The following is a 21917-nucleotide window of genomic DNA, read 5'->3' on the forward strand; positions in this document are numbered from 1 at the left end:
CCCCGCCGCCGCGCGCCGATCTCGAAGCCGCGCTCGCCCGCCCGCGCGACTTGCCCGAGGTGACGCGCGCGGACCCGCCGCCGGCAGCGGCGCCGGCCTCGGCCGCGGGGGCCGAAAGCTGCGAAGACGCGATCCGCGCCATCGCACTTGCCGCAGGCGCAACCTACCGCCCCGCCGCGAGCCTCTTCCGCGATTTCGCGATCCGCTGCCGTCAGGCGGGAATCGCTTCGGCCCATATCGACATCGCCCGCTTCCGCCGCCTGTTCGCCCATGCGGTGAGCGGCCTCGACCGGCTGGACGAGACCACGCAAGCGACCATCTCGCGCGCCGCCGAGGGGGTCGATGACGATTGCCTCGCCCCCTATCTCGCGATCCTCATCGCGGCTCACACGGGCGCGGCGATGCCGCATGAGGAGGAACTCGGCCGCCTTTACGGCAGCGCCTCGCCGAGCCGCGTGCGGCGGCTGCTCGACCATCTCGAGCGGCAAGGCCGGATCGTGGTGCGCGAGGATTTCGGCGGCGAACGCTCGATCACCGTCCCGGTGCTGCCCGCCGCCGCAGCCTGAGCGGGCCCGCCGCGCGCCGCGTCCGGAATTGCTGGCGGCGGTGCACCATCGCCCGCCCGTAGCGAGAACCGCCGGTGCGCCACAGGCCGCTCCGGCTGCCTTGAGGAGACCCCGATGACCACACACACCTCCCGCCTCGATCTGCCGCGCAGCCTGACCAAGGCCTCGATCGACCTGCTATAGGCGCGCCTTGTCGATGCGATCGATCTCGCGGTGCAGCTGAAACAGGCACACTGGAACGTGCGCGGCAAGGATTTCATGCAGCTTCACGAACCGTTCGACGCCGTGCCTGCCATCGGCGCAGACTTCGCCGACACCATTGCCGAACGCATCGCCGCGCTGGGCGGCATTGCCGACGGAAGGGTCCAGACCGTGGCGGCGACGAGCTGCCTCTAAGAATATCCGCTCGCGGCGCGCGGGGGCGAGGCGCACCTTAAGGCGCTCGCCGGATCGCTGGGCGAATTCGGCAAGCTGGTGCGCGCCGATAGCGACACAGCGGCCGCCGCCGGCGATAAGGACACCGCCGACCTCTTCACCAGTATCAGCCGCGAGACCGACCAGCAGCTGTGGCATCTCGAGGCCCACCTCGACCCTGCCGTCTGAGCCCGCCCGCGCGCGCAGTGCTGGCGGCTGCCATCATGGCAGCGCCCGCTACCGTTTGCGCAAGCGCAGCCCGCAGCCCCCGCACCGCGCCCTCCCGTCAGGCTCTCCGGCGAACTGCGCGAGCGGGTGACGTGGCAATCGGCGATCGCCTTTGACGCCGATGATCCCGATGCGGGCCTCGTCTGGAGCCAGCGCATCGCGCTTGCCGCCGACGCGTCGCCCGCCTCCGAGCTGCGCCTGCGCGCCGCGCTGGTCAGCGCGCTTGCCCAAGGCGGGGACCAGACCGGCCACACCGAACGCAACGTGCTCGACGTGCAGGAAGCCTACGCCGAATTCGGCCCGGCAAACGCCTTCATGCGGGTCGGGCGGCAGGAAATCCGCCTCGGCTCGCAGCGTCGTGTCGCGGTGCGCGACGGGACGACGGTGCGCCGCACCTGGGACGGGGTGCGCGGGCATGGCGCGCAGGGCGCGGTGATGCTCGATGCCTTCGCGCTGCGGCTGGTTGCCGTCCGGCCCCGGGCGTTGTGGACCAGCGTGTGCATCGTCGGGCCCGCCCTGTCGGCGCTCGACCAGGGCTACTGGGTCTACGTGATTGCCGATGCCTGCGGCGATGTGTCGGACGAGGCGCACGCGCGGGCGATGGATCGCATGGTGCAGGCTGGCGCGCGGCCGCTGACCGCACTGCAACACTTGCGCGAGCTGCAACGCGATTGGGCGCGGGCCGCAACCTACGGCGCGGTCACCGGCACCGCGATGGCGCACGGCGGGGCCTCTGGCCTCGGCATCATCGACGCCAAGTCGATCCTCGGCGCCGACGCGCACGAGGGCTGAGGCGGCCGGCCCCTCCTTCCCCGCCTTTTGCGCCTTGACAGGAACCTGCCGATGAAAGCCTATCTTGCAGCGCTGGGTGCCGGATTGCTGGTAGGGATCATCTACTCTCTCCTCAACGTCCACTCCCCCGCGCCGCCGGTGATCGCGCTGGTCGGCCTGCTCGGCATCCTGCTGGGCGAGCAGACCGTCCCGCTCGCCAAACGCCTGTGGCACGGCGAGGGCGATGTCGTCGCCGAGACCCGCGCCGACTGCGCCGAGCACATCCTCGGCCCCCGCGCTGCAAGCCATGGCGATCACCGGCAACCGCTTTGCAACGGTGGGCACAAGCGCGGAGGTGATGGCGCTCGCCGGGCCGGACGCCAAGGTCATCGATCTGGGCGGGCGGCGGGTCATCCCCGGGCTCGCCGACAATCACATCCACATCATCCGCGGCGGGCTCAACTTCAACATGGAGCTGCGCTGGGACGGGCTCACCAGCCTCGCCGACGCAATGGCGATGCTGCGCGCACAGGCCCTTCGCACCCCCGCCCCGCAATGGGTGCGCGTGGTCGGCGGTTTTTCCGAACGCAGTTCGCCGAGAAACGCCTGCCGACGCTCGGCGAGATCAACGCCGCCGCGCCCGACACGCCGGTCCTCATCCTCCACCTCTATGACCGCGCGCTGCTGAACGCGGCCGCCCTGCGCGCGGTGGGCTACACCAAGGACACCCCCGACCCGCCGGGCGGCGCTATCCAGCGCGATGCGAGCGGCAACCCGACCGGCCTGCTGATTGCCTCGCCCGCTGCCAGCATCCTCTATTCGACCCTCGCCAGGAGCCCGAAGCTCCCTTTCGACTACCAGCTCAATTCCACCCGCCACTTCATGCGCGACCTCAATCGGCTCGGCGTCACCAGCGTGATCGACGCCGGCGGCGGCTTCCAGACCTATCCCGACGATTACGCCGTGATCCAGCAGCTCCATGACGATGGTCAGATGACCATGCGCATCGCCTACAACCTCTTCACCCAGAAGGCGGGCGAGGAGAAGGAGGATTTCCGGCGCTGGACCGCAAGGGCGAAATACCATCAGGGCGACGACAATTTCCGCTTGAACGGTGCAGGCGAGATGCTGGTCTTCACGGCCGCCGATTTCGAGGATTTCCGCATGCTGCGCCCGGACATGCCGGCGAACATGGAAGGCGATCTCGAAGGCGTGATCCGCATCCTTGCGCAGAACCGCTGGCCGTGGCGCCTCCACGCCACCTATGACGAGACCATCACCCGCGCATTGGACGTGTTCAAGACCGTCAACCGCGACATCCCATTGGACGGCATCCACTGGTTCTTCGACCATGCCGAGACGATCAGCGAACGCTCGATCGACCGCGTCGCGGCGCTGGGCGAAGGGATCGCCTTCCAGCACCGCATGGCCTATCAGGGCGAGTATTTCATCGAGCGCTACGGCGCGCGCGGCAGAGGCCACCCCGCCGTTCAAGCGGGTGCTAGAGGCCGGGGTGAAGACCTCGGCCGGAACCGACGCGACCCGCGTTGCCTCCTATGATCCCCGGGTGTCGCTCGGCTGGCTGGTTACGGGCAAGACCCTCGGCGGCACCGCGCTCTACCCGCACAGGAACCTCCTCAACCGCGAGACGGCCCTGAGGATGTGGACCGAAAACACCACGTGGTTTTCCAAAGAGGAAGGCCGCAAGGGCCGGATCGCGGCGGCAATGCTTGCCGATCTTGCCGTGCTCGACCGCGATTATTTCAGCGTGCCGGGCGACGAGATCCGCCAGATCACCGCGGTGCTGACCATCGCCGACGGCAAGCCGGTCTACAGCGCCGAAGGGTTTCCCTGCCAGCGCCCTGCCCCCGCAGTCCCAAACCCGCCCGGGGGAAGCCGCGCCGCCCCGTCGGGGTGAGGCCCTTCTCCCCCGAAAGATTGGGGGGTCCGGGGCTTGCCCAGGGGGGACCGCAAGGGGATCATTCACGGCACAAGGAGAGCCCGTCGATGACCCGGCTAGCGACCTTCGTCCCGCCTGCCAGCCCCGCGCAAAAGCCTTTCCCGGTCCGCACCGGTGCGGCGTGCGGCCATCTCCAGCCGCCCCATGCGGTCGCGCTGTTCCGCATCAGCCAGAGCGAAGGCCTCGACCGCAGGGTTGCAGGCCGCGCGCTGCGGGTCGCGGATCCGGCCTTTCAAGGAGCGGGCGTCCACTGGTTCGCGATCCCCTTCGAGGCCGGCCTGCTCGCAGCCGCGGAGGCTGCCCATGCGGTGCGCTTCGAGCCGCTCGACGCCATCACCGATCCCGAGGCCCATAGGCTCGCGGCGATGATCCATTCGCTCTCGGGCGGGGCGGCTGCCCCCGCTCCGTTGCTCCTGGATTCGCTGCGCATCGTGCTGCTCTGGCGGCTCCTGATGCTGTCGGCGCAGGCACGGCAGCAGGGCGAGGCGCGCGGCGGGCTCGCGCCATGGCAGGCACGGCGCACCGCCGCCTTCCTTGCCGCCAACATCGAGCGCCGCGTCCCGCTGGAAGAGCTTGCCGCGATCGCCCGCCTCTCGCCCTTCCACTTCGCGCACGCCTTTGCCCGCACCATGGGCGCGCCGCCCTACCGCTACCAGCAGCGGCTGCACATCGCGCCCGCCGCCGAATTGCTTGCGGACAGCGAGATGCGGATCATCGAGATCGCCCTGGCGGTTGGCTACGAAACCCCGCAGGCGCTGGCACGGGTGTTCGTCCATCAGCACGAGATGACGCCGTCGGAATGGCGCCGCCGCCACGCCAAGGGCTAGGACAGTGCCAACCCGCCATGCGCGCGCCGCCACGGGCCGGGGCCCGCCCCGACCTCGCGCTCAGAACAGCCTTGCGCCGGGCGGCACGGCGCTGTCGGGCTGGAACAGCACCACGCGGCCCTCGGCGTCCGGGAAGCCCACAGTCAGCACTTCGGACATGAACCGGCCGATCTGGCGCGGGGGGAAATTGACCACGGCGGCGACCATCCGGCCTTCGAGCATCTCGGGCGTGTATTGCGCCGCGATCTGGGCCGAGGAGCGCTTCACGCCCACGCCCGGGCCGAAATCGATCGTGAGCTTGTGGGAGGGCTTCCTCGCCTCGGGAAAGGGCTCGGCGCGGATGATCCGGCCGGCGCGGATATCGACGCGCAGGAAATCCGCGAAGGTGATGGTCTCGGCCGGCGGGGCGGCGGGATCGTGGACAAGGTGCATGCCGCGCAGGCTAGCGGGTAGGTTGCGTTTGACAATCCAATCCGCCCCCCCCAGTCTCCTGGGCCAGAGAGGCATTCGAAGGGGATCAATCGATGCAAGCGCAGATACTCGCGCCCGCCGCCGTGCTGGTGGTGTGGTCGCTCGTCATGTTGCTATGGATCATTCCGGCGCGGTTCGGGGCAGTGGCGAAGATGCCGGACAAGTCCGCGCTGCCGAACAAGGTCGGTGTGCGCGGCAATGATCTGGAGGGCGTGCTGCCTGACAAGGCCAACTGGCCTGCGCACAACTTTACCCACCTGATGGAGCAGCCGACGCTGTTCTATGCGGCGGTGACGATCCTGGCGATCATGGGCCCGGGGGCTGCCGATGTGCTTGCGGCGTGGGTCTATGTGGGCCTGCGGATCGTCCACTCCGTGTGGCAGGCGACCGTGAACACGATCCCGGTGCGCTTTGCGCTGTTCATCCTGTCGACCCTCGCCCTGATCGTGCTGGCGGTGCGGGCGGCGATCGCGACCCTTCTGGCCGACCCTTCGGCCCTGCCTGCTTAAGGACACTGCTATGATCGGAATGGATATTCTTCAGCCTGTGGTCGCGCTGCTGGCGTGGACGATGGTGATGTGGATTTGGATGTATGCGACCCGCATCCCGGCGATGAACAAGGCCGGGATCGACGCAAAGAACCTGGTTGGCGGCGAAGGATCGAGCCTGCGCGCGCTCCTGCCTGAAAATGTGAGCTGGAAAGCGGACAATTACAATCACTTGCATGAAGCTCCTACACTCTTCTATGCAGTCGCGATCGTGCTTGCGATCATCGGCCAGGGCAATGGGTTCAACACCTCCCTCGCATGGTCCTATGTGATTTTGAGGGTGCTGCACTCGGTGGTGCAGGCGACCTGGAACAAGGTCGCGGTGCGCTTTGCACTGTTCGCGCTCTCGAGCCTCGCGCTGATGGTGCTGATCCTCCACGCCGCGATCGCGGTGTTCTGACCCATGTGCCCCCCTGCCCTCGCGCTTGCGCGAGAGGCGGGAATGGCTTACTCCGCCGCCTCAGCCTGGACGGCATGCGCGCGCGTGGCAAGCCAACGCTCGGCGTCCAATGCGGCCATGCAGCCCATGCCGGCCGCGGTCACCGCCTGGCGGTAGACGTGATCGGTCACATCGCCGGCCGCAAACACGCCCGGGATCGCGGTCTTGGGCGTGCCGGGCTCGGTCAGCAGATAGCCGCTCTCGTCCATCGGCAGCTTGTCGACGAACAGCGAGGTCGCCGGCGCGTGGCCGATAGCGACGAAGGCGCCGTCGGTCTCCAGCGTGCTTGCCTCGCCCGTCACCGTGTCGGTCAGCGCGAGGTGATGGAGCAGGCCGTTCTCGCCCGCCTCGAAGCTTTCGACCGCCTTGTTCCACAGCACGGTGATCTTGGGGTGGGCGAACAGCCTCTCTTGCAGGATCCGTTCGGCGCGAAGGCTGTCGCGGCGGTGGATCAGGGTGACATTGTCGGAATGGTTGGTGAGGTAGAGGGCCTCTTCCACGGCGGTGTTGCCGCCGCCGATCACCGCGACCTTCTTGCCGCGGTAAAAGAACCCGTCGCAGGTGGCGCAGGCGCTCACGCCCTTGCCGCCCAGCGCCTGCTCACCCGGAACGCCCAGCCACTTGGCCTGCGCGCCGGTGCAGATCACCACGCAGTCGGCGATATATTCGTCCCCGCTGTCGCCCACCGCACGGAACGGCGAGCCGTTCTCGAGATCGACGCTGACAATCGTGTCCCAGATCATCCGCGTGCCGACGTGTTCGGCCTGCGCGCGCATTTCCTCCATCAGCCACGGGCCCTGCACCACGTCGCGAAAGCCGGGATAGTTCTCGACATCGGTGGTGATGGTGAGCTGACCGCCGGGCTGAAGACCCTGGACGACGATCGGCTCCAGCATGGCGCGCGCGGCATAGATCGCGGCGGAATAGCCTGCGGGGCCGGAGCCGATGATGAGCATCTTGGTGGTGTGGGTGGCCATGGTCAGCGGTGCCTCGGATGGATTTCTCAAGAGCGGGATATGGGGATGTGGCGCGGGAAAGTCACGCCACCAGCTTGGCGCGCAGACGCTCTTTTCTTACCCCGTCCACACCTAAGATTGTTTCGAGATAGGCATCGAGCGAGCCGTGATCTGCTGTCACTTTCTCGATGTAAGTCTCTATATATTCAGGAAGAACCCCCATCAGGTTGTGCAGGGCCTCGGGGTCGATGGTGCCGTAATGGGTTTCCATGCGCGGAAGTGACTGGCGCTCGAGGATCGCGCGGGTGGGCGCATCATTGGTGAGCAGGAATTCGTGGACGATATCCTCGTGGTGGACGCCCAGCACGTGCAGCAGCAGGCTGGCGGCAATCCCGGTGCGGTCCTTGCCGGCAAAGCAGTGCACCAGAGAGGCCCCTCCGTTGGTATCGAGCGCGTTGAAATACTCGCGGAACACCCAGATCATCGCAGGGTTGACCGGCATCCGCGTATAGACCGCCAGCATCCTCTCGCGCGCCTTCTGCGGTGTCATCACGATCTGCCCGCCACCGCCTTCGTGCGGGGGCGAGTTCGAGGTTTCGCCGTCATAGGCGATGACTTGCGCAGCGAAATCCGGATGGCGCCGGCACGGGAACCCCTCGCGCTCGCTGGTGCCGCGCAGGTCGATGACGGTGCGGATGCCCAGCGCATCGATCAGCGCAAGGTCGGCCTCGCTGGCCTCCATGTGCTGGCCCGAGCGCAGCAGCACCCCTTCCCGCACGCGCCCCCCGCCCGGCACGGCATAGCCGCCATAATCGCGCAGATTATGGATGCCTTCAGTGACATAGAAGGGGCCGATGCGGGCGGCGCCACGGGCCGCGTCAAGAGAATCGCTGGTCATCGCCGCGGACCCTTACAGGGCTTCGAGACAGGGGCAAGACAGGGGCCAGCGGGCCTGCGGAAGATGCTTAAGGGTTGCTCCGGAGGCGCCCGGCAGGCCTGCCCCAACGCTTGCTTGGTTAACAGGGCATTTGCCAACTCCAGACCGGACGACCTGCCCATGGCCCGCATCCTGATTGCCGATGACGACGAACTGATCGCGGAGCTCGCGAGCGAGGTGCTGATCGATGCGGGCTTCGCCTGCGGCTGGGTGACAAGCGCGGGTGCGGCGTGGTCCTGCGTGCACAAGAAGCGTCCCGATCTGCTGCTGCTCGACCAGTCGATGCCGGGCGAATCCGGAATAACCCTGCTGCGCCGCCTGCGCCGTTCGAGCGAGTTTTACGATCTGCCGGTGATGATGTTCACCGCGATGAACGGCGAGCAGGACCATTTGCAGGCGATCTATGCCGGGGCGCAGGATTTCATCTCCAAGCCCTTCGAGCCGGCCAATCTCGTCGCGCGGGTGCGGCGCATCTTCAAGCTGCGCGGCGATCGCCCGCGGCATGTCGATCTCAAGAGCGCGGCGATCCCCGATCCCCACCGCGCCGTGCTGCCCGACGAGCCCTATCGCCGGGTGCTTTAAGCGCTTGGCTGCGCGCTCAGCAGACCGCGGCCGATCACCTGCGCCTGGATTTCGGCGGCGCCTTCGAAGATGTTGAGAATGCGCGCATCGCACAGCACGCGGCTGATCGGGAATTCGAGCGCATAGCCATTGCCGCCGTGGATCTGCACGGCGCTATCTGCCGCGCCCCATGCGGCGCGCGCGGCAAGCAGCTTGGCCATCCCGGCCTCGATATCGCAGCGATTGCCGAGGTCCTTGGCGCGTGCGGCCGCATAGGTCAGCTCGCGCGCCATCACGGTCTCCACCGCCATCAGCGCGAGCTTGTCGGCGACCCGCGGAAAAGCCGCCAGCGCCTCGCCGAACTGCTTGCGCCCCAGCGCGTAATCAAGCGCGAGGTCGAAGGCGTTCCACGCCACTCCCACCGCGCGCGCGGCGGTCTGGATGCGCGCGCCTTCGAAGGTGCGCATCAGCTGCTTGAAACCCTGCCCCTCGCGTGCGCCGAGGAGGCCGTCGGCGGCTACGGCGAAACCATCGAGCCCGAGCGCATATTCCTTCATGCCGCGGTAGCCGAGCACGGCAATCTCGCTGCCCTCGATCCCCGCGTCGGGGAATGGCACGGCATCATTGCCCCGCGTCTTTTCGGCGAGCAGCATCGAGAGTCCCGCATAGCCGGGCTGGCCGGGATCGGTGCGCACCAGCATGGTCATGAGGTCGGCGCGCGCGGCGTGGGTGATCCACGTCTTGGCGCCCGTCACCCGCCAGCTGCCATCGCCCTGCCGCTCGGCGCGGGTGCGCACGGCTGCCAGATCCGAGCCGGTATCGGGCTCGGTGAACACTGCGGTCGGCAGGCACGAGCCGTCGGCGATCCGCGGCAGCCACCTGGCCTTCTGCTCGGGCGTGCCGTTCTCGGCGATCAGCTCGCCCGCGATTTCCGATCGGGTGCCAAGGGAGCCTGCGCAGATCCACCCGCGCGACAATTCCTCCGAGACCACCGCCATGGCGAGCTTGCCGAGGCCGAGCCCGCCGTGTTCCTCGGGGATGCACACGCCGAATACGCCCAGTTCGGCCATCGCGGCGATGACGGCATTGGGGATCAGCGCGTCGGCAAGGTGCCAGGCATGGGCGTAGGGCGTGATCGCATCCTGGGTGAAGGCGCGCATCTGGTCGCGGACAAGATCGAGCTCCTCATCGCCCAGCGCCTCGCAAGGGCGCACGCCATCGGCCAGCAGCGCGGCGAGGCGGCCGCGGGTTTCCGGCGTGCTGCCATCGGCAAGGAAGCGCGCAGCTGCCGGGTCCGCCGCCAGGGCGCGCGCCTCGGCCTCGGTGCCGAAGCTCGCGGCGCGCACAACTTCGTGCGCGCTCATCGGCAGGCCGTATGCGATCTGGGCGAGGTATTCGCCAAAGCCGATGCGCAATGCGAGTTCTTCTGCCGGGCCGAACCGTCCTGCCCGCTCGGCGCGCGCAGCCCAGTCCGCCGTCGCCTCGAGCGCCGCGATGCTGGCCGCCACCCAGGCGTAGCCGTGGACGCGGTGCTGGTCTCGGTTCACGAGGCCTGCATCGGGCACGCCCGCCGGAGCGACCACCGCCGCCACCGCCTGCCGCACGCTCTGCGCATAGTCCCGCGCCGCTCCCAGAGCCGCGCGTGCGGCCGTGATCCAATCGCTCATGACGCGCAGTGCTAGCAGAGCCGTGCGGGCATGCCAGCCCTGCAAATTGCCCATCCGGACCGCACCCCTCCGGCGGGCGGAGGCCTCTGTTGCCTTTGGGTGACAGGTCCATTGCAAAGCCGAAATATCGGCCAAAACTACGCAGTATGACCACTAACCACGAATTGGCCGGATCGTAATACCGCAAGGGTTGCAGCCAGATCACTGGCGCGACATTCGTCTGGGGGCAGACGATCAGGGGCCGCAAACTCCGACTTCTGTCCTCGCGCAGGAAGGACCGCACGGGATGCGCCGCAAGGGCTTTCGCCCCGGCAGGCGCCGCACCTGGCGAATACGGCATGGTCCAGCGCCGCACCCCTCGCGGCGCCAGTCCGTGTCGCCGGCCAATCTACGCGAGGACATAAAATGCGCACACCCAAGCTCTCTCTCCAGTCGTCGTCGCTTCCCGCTCTTGCCGCCGCGCTGCTGATCGCGGGCCTTGCGCCTGCACAGGCGAGCGCCGCCGAAGCGGCAGAGGACGAAATCACCGCCGAAGACCTCGCCGCAGAAGAGGCCGATCCTGCCGAACCGGGCGAGGCGATCGTCGTCACCGGCTCGCGCATCGCGATCGATGCGACCACCGAGAGCACCAGCCCGATCACGGTCGTGGGCGCTGACGAGATCGCGCTGAGCGGTCAGGCCGACCTTGCCACCCAGCTGCGCAACATCCCCGCGCTGCAAGGCTCACTGCCGGGCATCGATTCGGTCAACCAGGCCGCCGCGGGCGACAGTTCGGACCTCGGCCTCAGCCTGCTGAACCTGCGCCAGCTGGGTTCGGTGCGCACGCTTGTCCTCGAAGACGGCCGGCGCCACGTGCCCGGCACCGGCGGCTCGGCTGCGGTCGACATCGGCGCGATCCCGCAGGGACGCATCAAGAGCGTCGAGGTGCTCACCGGCGGCGCCTCTTCGATCTACGGCGCGGACGCGGTCTCGGGCGTCGTCAACTTCACGCTGCGTTCGGGCCGCGATTTTGACGGGCTCGAGTTCAACGTCCAGGGCGGCATCTCCGGTCAAGGCGATGCCGAGAACTATTCGGTCAGCCTTGCCGGCGGCGGCGAGTTTCTCGACGGGCGCGGCAGCGCGGTGTTCTCGGTCGATTACTCAAAGCAGACGTCGTTGAAGGCCACCGATCGCGACTTCGCGGGCACGGGCCTCTACGGGCTCGGCTTTGCCAACCAAGCGATCTTCGACCTGCTCGGCCTCACCGATGCAGACTACGGCCTGCCTGCCGGCCAGCGCCCCAGTCAGGCCTTCTACCCGAACGTTACCCTGCCGGTCTCGAGCAAGTTCGGGATCATCGCCATCGATAACGGCTTTGCCAGCGCTTTCGATGCGGTGAACACAATCCTTCCCAACGGCACCGTCCCGACCCTGCCGGGCACCAACATCCCCGTGGCCCAGGTGTTCGACGGCACCAGGCTGCGCGCCTTCAATCCCGGCACCTTCGTCGATGCCTTCAGTGCCTCGGGCGGTGACGGGATCGGCGCCAACGTCAACGAACTGATCCTCCCCGAAATCGAGCAGCTGGTATTCAGCGCCGGTGCCGACTTCGAGGTCACTCCCGGCATCACCGCCTTCTTCGAGGGCAAGTATGCCTTCACCGACGGTGTCGATGCGACCGGCACGCCGTTCAACGACGATATTCCGATCCGCCTCGACAACCCCTTCATCCCGACCGCGCTGCGCAACCAGATCACCACCTTGCAGGGCCTCGGCCAGACCCCGGTCATCGTGATGTCGCGCGACTTGCAGGATGTCGATATCCTGCCGACCGAGAATACCGAACGCACCACCATCCGGTTTGTGACGGGCCTGCGCGGCGATTTCGACAAGCTCGGGTGGAAGTGGGAACTGTCCTACAACTACGGCCGCACCGAGGTCGAATCCCTGTTCAAGAATACCCGTCTGGACGACCGCTACTTCTATGCGATCGACGCGGTTGCCCTGACTGCGGGGAACCTTGGCACTTTCCGGGCGAACAACCGCACGGTGAGCGCGATCCGCGGCGGTCAGTCGATCCAGATCAACCCCAACAACGCCCAGGCCGGCGACATCATCTGCCGCTCGGAGCTTGACGGCACCGCGCCCGGCGTCTCGCCCTTCCCGCGCCCGCCGCGCAACCCCGACGGAACGGGGCGCGCGATCAGCTTCACGCCGCGCACCGGCGTGTGCGCGCCGATCAACCTGTTCGGACCCGATGTGATCAACGGCGCCGGCGCGGACTTCGTCTTCGTCGACATGGTCAACTCGACGATCCTCACCCAGCAGCAGCTGCTCGGCTCGCTGACGGGCGATACGGGCGAGTTCTTCGAGCTGCCGGGCGGCCCGATCGGCTTCGCGGTCGGCTTCGAATACCGCAAGGACACCTCGCAGTTCACCCCCTCCCCGCTCCAGAACGCGCCGGGGATCACCAGCGGCGTCGTGTCGAGCGGCTCGCCGGTGCGGCCCTCGCCCGATCCGAGCTTCCAGGACCCCGACATCACGGTCAAGGAAGTCTTCGGCGAACTGCGCACCCCGGTGCTGGCCGACATGAAGTTCGTCGACCTGCTCGAGTTCAACGGCGCGATCCGCTATTCGGACTACAACACCATCGGCAAGACGCTCGCCTGGACTGTCGGCGGCCGCTACAAGCCGCATGAAACGCTGACCTTCCGCGGCACCTACTCCGTCGCGGTGCGTGCACCCAACCTTGCTGAATTGTTCGGCCCGGTGCGCGCGGCGACGATCGGCCTGCTGGCCGACCCGTGCGCGGCGGCCAACGTCAACTCGGGCAGCTCGTTCCGTCCGGCCAACTGTCTCGAATTCGTGCCGGCCGGCTTCAACCCCGCCCAGTTCGCCTCGGCCTTCCGTCCGGGCATTACCGGCGGCAACCCCAACCTGCAGGAAGAAGAAGCCAAGACCTTCACGGCCGGCTTCGTGTGGGAGCCCAACGGCTTCCTCGACGGGCTGAGCGTGATTGCGGACTATTATGACATCGAGATCTCCGGGGCGGTGGGTTCGCTCACCGGGGTCCAGATTGCCGCGGCCTGCGTCGATCTGCCGACCACCAGCAACCAGTTCTGCGATGCCATCACCCGCAACCCGACCACCGGCGTGATCGACTTCTTCACCGCCGGTAACGTCAACCTCGGCAGCCTTGCGGTCCGCGGTATCGACTTTGCCGCCACCTACACCATCGATGAGCCCTTCGGCGAAGGCTACGGCTCGTTCGACCTGGCGGTCACCGGGACCCGCTTCCTCGAAGACACCTCGATCTTCGCCGCCGTGCCGGGGACGACCGCGACGGGCCTCCAGGCCGAGCTCGATCTCACCTCGCAGGCGATCGACAACGACAACCTCGGCGAATTCGGCAACCCCGAATGGATCGCCAACTTCGGCGTCACCTGGAAGCTCCCCAAGGCTCGCATCGGATGGACCGGCCGCTTCGAGAGCAGCCAGCTTGCGCCGGGCATCACCAACATCCAGGTTGTCGATGTTGTGATCGACGGCGGCCAGGTGGTGGTGCGCCCCGACAACACCCGTGTCCCGCTCTCGCAGCGCGACACCGGGGACTCGCTGGTCCAGGACCTCTTCGCCAGCTACGATGTCGCCGAGAACTTCAGCTTCTACGGCGGGATCAACAACCTCACCGACCGCGAGCCCTACCTTGCATCGCTGGTGCGGCCGATCGGTGTGCGCGGGCGGTTCTTCTACCTGGGCCTGCGCGGCAAGTTCTGAAGATAGCCCCAAGGGCAACGCAGAGGGCGGGGCGGCTTTCGGGCCGCCCCGCCCCTTCGCGTTTACTCGTGGGTGCCGAGCAGCGAGCGGGCGACCACCCAGTTGTGGATCTCGGATGGGCCATCATAGATGCGCATCGTGCGCAGCTTGTTGCTCATCAGGTAAAGCGGCAGCTCGCGGGTCATGCCCATGCCGCCGTAAAGCTGCATCGCATGATCGACGATCTCGTAGGCGCTCTCGGTGCAGAAGCTCTTGATCATCGAGATTTCCGAGCGGGTGTCGCGCCCCTCGTCGATCTTCCACGCGCAGTCATAGGTCATCAGCCGCATCGCGTGGATCTTGGTCGCCGCATCCGAGATCCAGTTCTGCACCGACTGGCGCGCCGAAAGGGGCTTGCCGAAAGTGCTGCGCTGCGGCGCATAGTCGATCATCATGTCGAGCGCGCGCTGTGCCATGCCGATCGACCACGAGGCCATTTCGATACGCCGCGTGCCAAGGCGCACCTGCATCGGCGCAAAGCCCTGGCCACGCTTTCCGAGGAGCTTCCAGCCCGGCACGCGGCAATCCTCGAGCGCGATCTCGTAGGTCGCCGTGCCGTCGATCATCGGGATCTTGCGGGTGACGTTGAAGCCCGGCGTGCCCCTGTCGACGAGGAAGGCTGACATGCCGTTGCGGCCATTGGGGTTCTTGTCGGTGACCGCCATGAGGATCGTGAAGTCGGCCTCGGCACCCTTGGTGATCCAGATCTTGCGACCATTGATGATCCAGTCGTCGCCATCCTCGACCGCGGTCGTGCGCATTCCCTGCGGATCGGCACCTGCGCCCGGTTCGGAGATACCGATCGCGCTGATCGTCTCGCCGCGCACGTAGGGTTCGAGATAGGCTGCGCGCTGGCGCTCGTCGGCGGCGACCATCAGCATCCTCAAATTCGGGCTGTCGGGCGGGAGGTAATAGGGAACGACGGTCTTGCCGAGTTCCTCGGAAACGCCGACCATCGCCACCATGGGCAGGTTCATTCCGCCCACTTCCTCGGGCGCATCAAGGCCCCACAGGCCCAGCTCGCGGCTCGCGGCGTCGACCCTGGCGGTCTCTTCGGGGGTGAGGTAGGTGCCCTGGCCGACATTCTCGCGGGCGATCACCGCCTGCTCGAACGGCATCAGGTTATCGCGCACGAAGTTTGCGACCAGATCCTTGAGCATCTGGTGTTCGTGGGCAAGCTCGAAATTCATGTCTCTTTCGTCCCTGTCTGCATGGGGTGTGCGGCGCCCCTGACACCACACATTCGCCGGTCTGTCACCCGCACAGATTGACGAGGCGGCGGATTTCCAGCGCGGGACCGGTGCCGCCGCGCAACACAATTGCATTGACCGATGATATAGATTCACATAGCTTTGTAATTGCATACATGCACATTCTTGCAAATTTCAGGACGCCTCATGCCCAGCCGCTTGATCGTTTCGCGCGAGCTTGCCGATTTGTTCCGGCAATTGGCCCATGCCGACCGCCTGCGGCTGATCGAGGAGCTGCGCCATGGCGAGAAGGACGTGACGACGCTCGGCCTTGCCCTGTCACTGCCGACTTCGCGCGTCTCGCAGCACCTTGCCCTGCTGCGCGCGCACCGGCTGGTCGAGGAGCGGCGCGACGGGCGCAACCATTTCTACCGCCTCGCCCAACCGTTCATCGCCGACTGGATCCTCCAGGCCCTGCCGCTGGTCGATATCCGCGCCCGGCTGGAAGAAGCCGAACACATCGATGCCGCCCGCGCGCTGTGGAGCGCGCCCGCCCCCAATTCGTCCCACTGAAAGGATACAATCCGATGCCCCATTTCGCTCGAGGCGTGGTCAAGTTCCAGCGCGAGGTCTTCCCCGAAAAGGCCGAGCTGTTCGAACGGCTCGCCACCGGCCAGAGCCCCGAGGCGCTGTTCATCACCTGCTCGGACAGCCGGATCGAGACCGCGATGCTCACCCAGACCGATCCGGGCGAGCTGTTCATCTGCCGCAATGCCGGCAACATCGTGCCCCCGCACACCAACCAGACCGGCGGGATGACCGCCTCGATCGAATTCGCGATCGGCGCGCTCAATATCCCCAACATCGTGATCTGCGGCCACACCGAATGCGGAGCGATGAAGGGCGCGATGAACCGTGCGGGCCTCACCAGCCTGCCGCATGTGCGCGAATGGCTGGGCTATTCGCAGGGTGCGGTCGATATAACCGAAGCGCTGGGTGCGGGGCTCGATGCCGATGCCAAGATGCGCATGCTGCTCGAACAGAACGTCATCCTGCAATTGCAGCATCTCAAGACCCACCCCACGGTCGCGGTCGCGCTGGCGCAGAAGGCGGTGACGCTCCACGGCTGGGTCTATGACATCAAGACCGGCGAGGTGTCCGCCTATGACGAGGCCAGCATGACCTGGGTCTCGGTCGAGGAGCGCTATGCCGCCGATCTTGCCGATGCGGTGGTTCACAGCCACGCCTGCTGATCCCGGCCGCGTTCCACCTGCCTTGCCCCTCTTCGCACCGGAGCTGCCCCCATGCCCGCCGCCCTTGCCGACCGTCCGATGTCCGCCGTGCTCGGCCGCGACTTTCTTGCCTCGATCGTTGTCTTCCTCGTCGCGCTGCCGCTGTGCATGGGGATCGCGATTGCTTCCGGAGCCCCGCCCGCGCTCGGGCTGATCACCGGGATCGTCGGCGGGCTGGTGGTCGGCACGCTCGCAGGGTCGCCGTTGCAGGTCAGCGGGCCTGCGGCGGGGATGGCCGTGCTGGTGTATCAGCTGGTGCAGGAACACGGCCTTGTCATGCTCGGCGTGGTCGGCCTGATCGCGGGCACGCTGCAACTGCTGGCCGGCGTGCTGAAGCTTGGCCAGTGGTTCCGCGCGATCTCGCCCTCGGTGATCCACGGGATGCTGGCGGGGATTGGCGTCCTGATCTTCGCCTCGCAGCTGCACGTGATGCTCGACGATGCGCCGCGCGCCAATGGCCTGCTCAACATCGCCGCGATCCCCGAGGCGATCATGAAGGCCATCCCAACCGACAGATCGGTCCACCACCTGGCGGCTATGGCGGGGATGGTGACCATCGCCACGATCGTCCTGTGGAACCAGTTCAAACCCAAGGCGCTGGCGCTGATCCCGGGGCCGCTCCTCGGCGTGATCGTCGGCACCGCCTTTGCCATCGCCTTCGCGTTGCCGATCACGCTGGTCGATCTGCCCGAGACGCTGGCGAGCGGGCTCAACATCCCAACCGGCGAAGCCTTCGCCGGAATCACCAACCCGGACATCCTCACCCTCGGCCTGGTCTTCGCCTTCGTCGCCAGCGCCGAGACGCTGCTGTGCGCGACCGCGGTCGACAAGATGCACATCGGCGCGCGGACCGATTACGACAAGGAACTGCGCGCGCAAGGCATCGGCAACATGATCTGCGGCGGGCTCGGCGCGCTACCCATGACCGGGGTGATCGTGCGCTCGGCCGCCAATGTCGAAGCGGGCGCGAACACGCGCTTCTCGGCAATCATGCACGGCGGCTGGCTGCTGCTGGCGGTGGTCGCCTTCCCGTTCATCCTCAACGAGATCCCGACCTCGGTGCTGGCCGCAATCCTCGTCTACACCGGCTACAAGCTGGTCAATGTCGCGCAGATCCGCAAGATCGCCGAATTCGGCAAGCAGGAGCTGGCGATCTATTTCGCAACCCTCATCGGGGTGGTCGCTATCGACCTGCTCACCGGCGTGATCCTCGGTTTCGCGCTGGCGACCGCGAAGCTCGTCTACACCTTCTCGCACCTCGAAATCCGGCGCGAGCATGACGCGGCTGCTAACCGGATCGACCTGTGGATGACCGGTTCGGCGACTTTCTTCTCGATCCCGCAGCTTGGCCAGGCGCTCGAATCCTCGCCCTTCGGTTCCGAGGTCCACATCCATGTCGAGAAGCTCGACTATATCGACCACGCCTGCCTCGAGATGCTGTCATCGTGGGAGAAACTGCACCAGTCGACCGGCGGCTCGCTGGTGGTCGAATGGAGCGAGCTGGTCGAACGCTATGGGCGCCGCTCGGAAGAGAAGACCGAAATCCCCGGCCTGATGGTGCGCCCCGCCGCCTGAGCGGCCGGACGCGGGCTGGAGCCGGTGTTCAAGCCACCGGCTCGGCGCCCTCGGCCTGCCACAACTGCTTCGCGTTCTGGAGATCGACCGGGGTCGCGCGGCTCAGCCGGTGGCCGATGAAGTCGATCCCCTCGATCAGCCACTGTGCAAGCTCGGGTTGGGCGAGGCTGTAGACGCGCTGCTGGCCGCGGGTCTGGGTCTCGACCAGCGCCACCGCGCGCAGCACGCCAAGATGCTGCGAGACGCGGGTAGGCGTGATCTCGAGCAAATCGCCCAGTTCGTTCACCGTCTGCTCGCCCGCTTGCAGCTTCAGGAGCAGACGGATGCGATCGGGGTGCGAAATCTGCCGCAGCACATGGGCAAGTTCCGTTGCAACAACCTTGCGACATGGCATGACGGTGACCCTTTAGCCCGGTGTGTTCCGGTTTGAGACGATAACGCGCAAATGCGGGCTTTTGCTCCCCGGCCTTGCGCATTTGTCAATTTCGAGCGCCCGCCACGGCAACTGCGGCCGTTTACTCGCCGCCCCATCACGTTGTAAAATTGCGATGAATTCGCTGTCGGCAACCTCTGTGACATAGGGCGCGCCGCTCTGGGCATGGCCGGGGGCGATGATCCCGCTGTCGCGCAGGCGCGCCCACCCCTCGTGGAGCCGCGCGGCGTGTTGACCGGCTCCTGCGGCGTGCAGGATCAGTGCAAGCGAATGGATCATCGCCTCGGCTCCGAGCGGCAGACGGGTCATTCCCTCGCCCGGCGCTTCGCAGGTCACAAGCCTCAGGCTCCGCGCGCCCTCGCCCGCATGCCACAGCATCGGCCAGGCGCGGCATTGGCCGCTGGCATGGGCGAGCAGCATGAAGACGGTGCTGCGGTGGTCGGGCATGGCCATCACCGCATCCCACTGCGCGCGCGGGCCTATCAGTGCGGGCAACGCCTCTTCGAGGGTGAGGATGTCGAGCGCCAGGCCATCGCCGGTCAGCCCCCGGCCTGCGGCAAGCAGACGGCTGGCGACGGCACCGCGCTGGCGGGCAGTCACGATGATCGCCAGCCTTTCGCGCTTCTGCGCCCGCGCCATGCGGATCATGGCCGCCAGCACCCCCGCGCGCGGCACCGGCACGCCGCCTGCTTCCTCGGCAATGCAGTGTGCGGGATGGGGGCTCATGAGCACCAGATCGAGCCCGCCGCCCCCCCGTGCGGCGCCGCGCGGATGATCGAGAAGGTAGCTGGAAACGAATTGCGCCTGCGGCAGATGGGCAAGGCCGCCATGCTGCAAGGCCGCCGCGCTCCAGCCCAGCCAGGGGGCGAAAACCGCCCCCCCGGGCATCGTCCAGTCGGCGAAGCGCTTGAGGCGGCCGGCGCGGGCGGCAGGGACGATGTCGGCCGAAACGCCAAGCCAGCCGAGGAGCGCCTCCAGTGCGGCGCGCCAGTCATCGGGGATCCCGTCCGCCGAATGGACGAGCCGCAGGCGCGCCTCGACGAGCGCAAGCTGCGGCCGGCTGCGCCGCGAAGGCGCACGCGCGGCGGGTTGCGAAAGCGGGCGTAACTGGTCCATGCGCCGGTTCCTTTTCGGGGGGGCGGAGAGCGGAGAGGTTTCGCTTGGTAGCCGCGCCGGTGGCATCGGAAAAATTCAATCTTTGATTACAAACGTTCTATTCATTGTATGTATGATGATAGCGCGCCAGCGCTTCTCCCGGCCCCGGCTTGAAACTGCGCGCCCGCAAGGGCATCACCGCTTCGGGAGAAGAGGGGTATTGCCGAAATGAATCTTGCAAGCTTGCGCGCCGCAGCGGCGCTGGCAATTGTCATCGCCGCCAGCACAGGCGCTGCCCAGAGCGGACCTGCCCCGGCAAGCGAGGCGACGAAGGCCGGGCAGAGCGCCACAGGCCGGGGCCTGCCGCCCGAAGGCGCGCGCGATGCGGCAGATGCTGCACGCGGTTTCCTCGCCGCCCGCAAGGAACCGGTGATTCTTGCAGCCAATGGCAAGCCGGTCTGGAACCTTGATGCCTATGCTTTCGTCACCGGCCCCGCACCCGAAACGGTCAACCCCTCGCTATGGCGGCACATGACCCACCTGAAGCGTCACGGCCTTTTCGAGGTGACCAAGAACGTCTGGCAGGTGCGCGGGTTCGATGTCTCGAACATGACCGTGATCCGCGGCCAGACGGGCTGGATCATCATCGATCCGCTGACCACCGTCGAAGCGGCCAAGGCAGCGCTGGAACTGGTAAACGCGACGCTCGGCACGCGGCCGGTCAGCGCGGTGCTCTATTCGCACAGCCACGGCGACCATTTCGGAGGCGTGCGCGGCGTGGCCGATGAGGCGGCAGTCAAGGCCGGCACCGTCCCGATCATCGCGCCCCGTGGCTTCATGAAAGAGGCCACTTCCGAGAACGTCATCGCCGGCGGGGCCATGTCGCGGCGGGCAGCCTACCAGTTCGGCGCGGGCCTCGCCCCGGGTGCGACCGGCCAGATGGGCAGCGGCATTGGCATGGGGCTATCGGTCGGCACGCTTTCGCTGATCCCGCCGACCGATACCATCGCGGCAACCGGCGAGACGCGGGTGGTGGACGGGGTCAGCCTCGAATTCCAGATCGTTTCAGGCACCGAGGCGCCGGCGGAGTTCAACGTGTTCATCCGGCCGGAAAAGACCTTCCTTGCCGCAGAGATCGCGACTTGCAGCCTGCACAATATCCTCACGCCGCGCGGTGCCAAGGTGCGCGATGCGCGCGCCTGGGCGCATTATCTCGATGAAGCCGCGATCCGCTACGCGCCGCAGAGCGATGCGGTGATCTCGAGCCACTGCTGGCCGGTGTTCGGCCGCGCGGCAGGGACCGCCTGGCTCGCCGCCCAACGCGACAACTACCGCTGGCTCCACGACCAGACCGTGCGCCGCATGAACCGCGGCGAGACTATGGCCGAGATTGCCGAGGTGCTGGAGGCAGCGCCCCCGCCGGGCAACGCTGCCGAATGGGCCACGCGCGGCTATTACGGGACGATCAGTCACAATGCCAAGGCGATCTACCAGTTCTACCTCGGCTGGTATGACGCGGTGCCCGCCAACCTACACCCCTATCCGCCGGTGGAGCGTGCGAAAAAGCTCGTCGATGCTCTCGGCGGGCCTGAGCGAACGCTCGCGCTGGCGGAAAATGCCATGGCCGCAGGCGATTACCGCTGGTCCTCGGACCTGCTCCAGAACCTCGTCTTTGCCGATCCCGCCAACCCGCAAGCCAGGGCGCTCCTTGCGGCAAGCTACGAACAGCAGGCGTATCAGGCCGAAAGCGCGATCTGGCGCAACCAGTTCCTCGCTGCGGCAAGCGACCTCAGACGCGGACGCGCGCCGACCGCTGCGGTCCAGCCCACCGACCTCATCGCCGCGCTCTCGACACAGGAATTGCTCGATTCCGCCGCAACCCGCTTTGCGCCCGAACGGCCCGGGCCGCGCGGCATTACGATCGGGATCGAACTGACCGATCGCGGCGAAGTTGCCGGTCTTGAAGTCACCGGCCAGACGCTGATCGGACGGGTCGGCGCCCTGCCGGAAGGCGCGGTCGCCACGATCAAGGGACCGCGCGTGATGCTGCTGGCGCTCTTGTTCCTCAAGCAGCCGGTCGCAGCGCTCGAGAAGGCCGGGCTTCAGGTGACCGGTGACAAGGCGGCGCTACAGGCACTGATCGACAACCTCGATCCGATGCCGCAGGGCTTCGAAATCGTGCTGCCCTGAGC

General features: G+C 67.1%; 17 protein-coding genes and 4 pseudogenes. 14 read left to right on the forward strand and 7 right to left on the reverse strand.

The features are described 5' to 3' along the window. From D620_RS16615 to D620_RS15830, 6 genes and pseudogenes are all read left to right on the forward strand, one after another. Window positions 1-566 (forward strand): annotated as a pseudogene (locus tag D620_RS16615) (ATP-binding protein); the annotation flags it as partial. 240 nt (window positions 567-806) lie between these two features. Continuing rightward, window positions 807-1169 (forward strand): annotated as a pseudogene (locus D620_RS16935) (ferritin-like domain-containing protein). Window positions 1170-1283: 114 nt separating this feature from the next. Further along, window positions 1284-2000 (forward strand): isochorismatase family protein, encoded by a 717-nt coding sequence (locus tag D620_RS16815; RefSeq protein WP_267878684.1) that lies wholly within the window; start codon window positions 1284-1286, stop codon window positions 1998-2000. Window positions 2001-2051: 51 nt separating this feature from the next. Then, window positions 2052-2270, forward strand: a pseudogene (locus tag D620_RS16635) (DUF1427 family protein); the annotation flags it as partial. A 67-nt stretch (window positions 2271-2337) separates the two neighbouring features. Further along, window positions 2338-3897: pseudogene (locus D620_RS15560) on the forward strand (amidohydrolase). A gap of 89 nt (window positions 3898-3986) precedes the next feature. Then, window positions 3987-4766, forward strand: coding sequence for an AraC family transcriptional regulator (locus tag D620_RS15830; protein WP_017665654.1), 780 nt, complete (start codon window positions 3987-3989; stop codon window positions 4764-4766). Between the two features lie 60 nt (window positions 4767-4826). Here the strand turns inward: D620_RS15830 and D620_RS0109955 are convergent, their stop codons facing one another. Beyond that, window positions 4827-5198, reverse strand: a complete 372-nt coding sequence (locus D620_RS0109955; RefSeq protein ID WP_017665655.1) for a tRNA-binding protein — start codon at window positions 5196-5198, stop codon at window positions 4827-4829. A 92-nt stretch (window positions 5199-5290) separates the two neighbouring features. Between D620_RS0109955 and D620_RS0109960 the strand changes: the two genes are divergently transcribed. Together D620_RS0109960 and D620_RS0109965 are read left to right on the forward strand one after the other, a co-directional pair. Next, window positions 5291-5746 (forward strand): MAPEG family protein, encoded by a 456-nt coding sequence (locus D620_RS0109960; protein ID WP_017665656.1) that lies wholly within the window; start codon window positions 5291-5293, stop codon window positions 5744-5746. A 10-nt stretch (window positions 5747-5756) separates the two neighbouring features. Next, window positions 5757-6185 carry an MAPEG family protein gene (locus D620_RS0109965; RefSeq protein WP_026092109.1) on the forward strand — a complete coding sequence of 143 codons (429 nt, stop codon included), beginning with the start codon at window positions 5757-5759 and terminating at the stop codon, window positions 6183-6185. Between the two features lie 47 nt (window positions 6186-6232). On the opposite strand, the gene trxB is transcribed toward D620_RS0109965, so the two are convergent. Both trxB and D620_RS0109975 read right to left on the reverse strand, forming a co-directional pair. Then, on the reverse strand, window positions 6233-7201 hold the full coding sequence (gene trxB / locus D620_RS0109970) for a thioredoxin-disulfide reductase (RefSeq protein ID WP_017665658.1): 969 nt from the start codon (window positions 7199-7201) through the stop codon (window positions 6233-6235). A 61-nt stretch (window positions 7202-7262) separates the two neighbouring features. Continuing rightward, window positions 7263-8078 (reverse strand): tyrosine-protein phosphatase, encoded by an 816-nt coding sequence (locus D620_RS0109975; RefSeq protein ID WP_017665659.1) that lies wholly within the window; start codon window positions 8076-8078, stop codon window positions 7263-7265. A 159-nt stretch (window positions 8079-8237) separates the two neighbouring features. On the opposite strand from D620_RS0109975, the gene D620_RS15145 reads away from it, so the two are divergent. Continuing rightward, window positions 8238-8699: a response regulator gene (locus D620_RS15145; protein WP_017665660.1), complete on the forward strand. Its 462-nt coding sequence runs from the start codon at window positions 8238-8240 to the stop codon at window positions 8697-8699. Here the strand turns inward: D620_RS15145 and D620_RS0109985 are convergent. After that, window positions 8696-10345: an acyl-CoA dehydrogenase family protein gene (locus D620_RS0109985; protein WP_017665661.1), complete on the reverse strand. Its 1650-nt coding sequence runs from the start codon at window positions 10343-10345 to the stop codon at window positions 8696-8698. The genes D620_RS15145 and D620_RS0109985 overlap by 4 nt on opposite strands. A gap of 405 nt (window positions 10346-10750) precedes the next feature. Here D620_RS0109985 and D620_RS0109990 point away from each other — a divergent pair, with 405 nt between their 5' ends. After that, window positions 10751-14101, forward strand: a complete 3351-nt coding sequence (locus tag D620_RS0109990; protein WP_017665662.1) for a TonB-dependent receptor domain-containing protein — start codon at window positions 10751-10753, stop codon at window positions 14099-14101. Between the two features lie 62 nt (window positions 14102-14163). Here the strand turns inward: D620_RS0109990 and D620_RS0109995 are convergent, their stop codons facing one another. Then, window positions 14164-15330, reverse strand: a complete 1167-nt coding sequence (locus D620_RS0109995) for an acyl-CoA dehydrogenase family protein (RefSeq protein WP_017665663.1) — start codon at window positions 15328-15330, stop codon at window positions 14164-14166. A gap of 207 nt (window positions 15331-15537) precedes the next feature. Here D620_RS0109995 and D620_RS0110000 point away from each other — a divergent pair, with 207 nt between their 5' ends. Genes D620_RS0110000 through D620_RS0110010 form a run of 3 tightly spaced genes read left to right on the forward strand, consistent with a single transcriptional unit; the run spans window position 15538 to window position 18197 of the window. Next, complete coding sequence (locus tag D620_RS0110000; RefSeq protein WP_017665664.1) at window positions 15538-15903, forward strand: ArsR/SmtB family transcription factor; 366 nt, start codon at window positions 15538-15540, stop codon at window positions 15901-15903. Window positions 15904-15917: 14 nt separating this feature from the next. Continuing rightward, a complete protein-coding gene (locus D620_RS0110005) occupies window positions 15918-16583 on the forward strand; it encodes a carbonic anhydrase (protein WP_026092110.1) in 666 nt (221 codons plus the stop codon). A 51-nt stretch (window positions 16584-16634) separates the two neighbouring features. Then, window positions 16635-18197, forward strand: coding sequence for a SulP family inorganic anion transporter (locus D620_RS0110010; protein ID WP_017665666.1), 1563 nt, complete (start codon window positions 16635-16637; stop codon window positions 18195-18197). 28 nt (window positions 18198-18225) lie between these two features. Here D620_RS0110010 and D620_RS0110015 read toward each other — a convergent pair whose 3' ends face one another. Next, entirely contained in the window at window positions 18226-18552 is a 327-nt protein-coding gene (locus D620_RS0110015) for an ArsR/SmtB family transcription factor (RefSeq protein ID WP_017665667.1), read from the reverse strand. A gap of 51 nt (window positions 18553-18603) precedes the next feature. Next, on the reverse strand, window positions 18604-19746 hold the full coding sequence (locus D620_RS0110020; protein ID WP_017665668.1) for a hypothetical protein: 1143 nt from the start codon (window positions 19744-19746) through the stop codon (window positions 18604-18606). Between the two features lie 207 nt (window positions 19747-19953). Between D620_RS0110020 and D620_RS15150 the strand changes: the two genes are divergently transcribed. After that, window positions 19954-21915, forward strand: a complete 1962-nt coding sequence (locus D620_RS15150) for an alkyl/aryl-sulfatase (protein WP_017665669.1) — start codon at window positions 19954-19956, stop codon at window positions 21913-21915. Window positions 21916-21917 lie beyond the last annotated feature (2 nt).

The organism is Porphyrobacter sp. AAP82, from assembly GCF_000331285.1.
In the GTDB taxonomy this organism is placed as follows: domain Bacteria; phylum Pseudomonadota; class Alphaproteobacteria; order Sphingomonadales; family Sphingomonadaceae; genus Erythrobacter.

Excerpts from the sequence above, each read along its gene's own strand:
- D620_RS15830 (WP_017665654.1), top strand. The coding sequence starts at position 3,987 with ATGACCCGGCTAGCGACCTTCGTCCCGCCTGCCAGCCCCGCGCAAAAG.
- D620_RS0109955 (WP_017665655.1), bottom strand. The coding sequence starts at position 5,198 with ATGCACCTTGTCCACGATCCCGCCGCCCCGCCGGCCGAGACCATCACC.
- D620_RS0109960 (WP_017665656.1), top strand. The coding sequence starts at position 5,291 with ATGCAAGCGCAGATACTCGCGCCCGCCGCCGTGCTGGTGGTGTGGTCG.
- D620_RS0109965 (WP_026092109.1), top strand. The coding sequence starts at position 5,757 with ATGATCGGAATGGATATTCTTCAGCCTGTGGTCGCGCTGCTGGCGTGG.
- trxB (WP_017665658.1), bottom strand. The coding sequence starts at position 7,201 with ATGGCCACCCACACCACCAAGATGCTCATCATCGGCTCCGGCCCCGCA.
- D620_RS0109975 (WP_017665659.1), bottom strand. The coding sequence starts at position 8,078 with ATGACCAGCGATTCTCTTGACGCGGCCCGTGGCGCCGCCCGCATCGGC.
- D620_RS15145 (WP_017665660.1), top strand. The coding sequence starts at position 8,238 with ATGGCCCGCATCCTGATTGCCGATGACGACGAACTGATCGCGGAGCTC.
- D620_RS0109985 (WP_017665661.1), bottom strand. The coding sequence starts at position 10,345 with ATGAGCGATTGGATCACGGCCGCACGCGCGGCTCTGGGAGCGGCGCGG.
- D620_RS0109990 (WP_017665662.1), top strand. The coding sequence starts at position 10,751 with ATGCGCACACCCAAGCTCTCTCTCCAGTCGTCGTCGCTTCCCGCTCTT.
- D620_RS0109995 (WP_017665663.1), bottom strand. The coding sequence starts at position 15,330 with ATGAATTTCGAGCTTGCCCACGAACACCAGATGCTCAAGGATCTGGTC.
- D620_RS0110000 (WP_017665664.1), top strand. The coding sequence starts at position 15,538 with ATGCCCAGCCGCTTGATCGTTTCGCGCGAGCTTGCCGATTTGTTCCGG.
- D620_RS0110005 (WP_026092110.1), top strand. The coding sequence starts at position 15,918 with ATGCCCCATTTCGCTCGAGGCGTGGTCAAGTTCCAGCGCGAGGTCTTC.
- D620_RS0110010 (WP_017665666.1), top strand. The coding sequence starts at position 16,635 with ATGCCCGCCGCCCTTGCCGACCGTCCGATGTCCGCCGTGCTCGGCCGC.
- D620_RS0110020 (WP_017665668.1), bottom strand. The coding sequence starts at position 19,746 with ATGGACCAGTTACGCCCGCTTTCGCAACCCGCCGCGCGTGCGCCTTCG.
- D620_RS15150 (WP_017665669.1), top strand. The coding sequence starts at position 19,954 with ATGAATCTTGCAAGCTTGCGCGCCGCAGCGGCGCTGGCAATTGTCATC.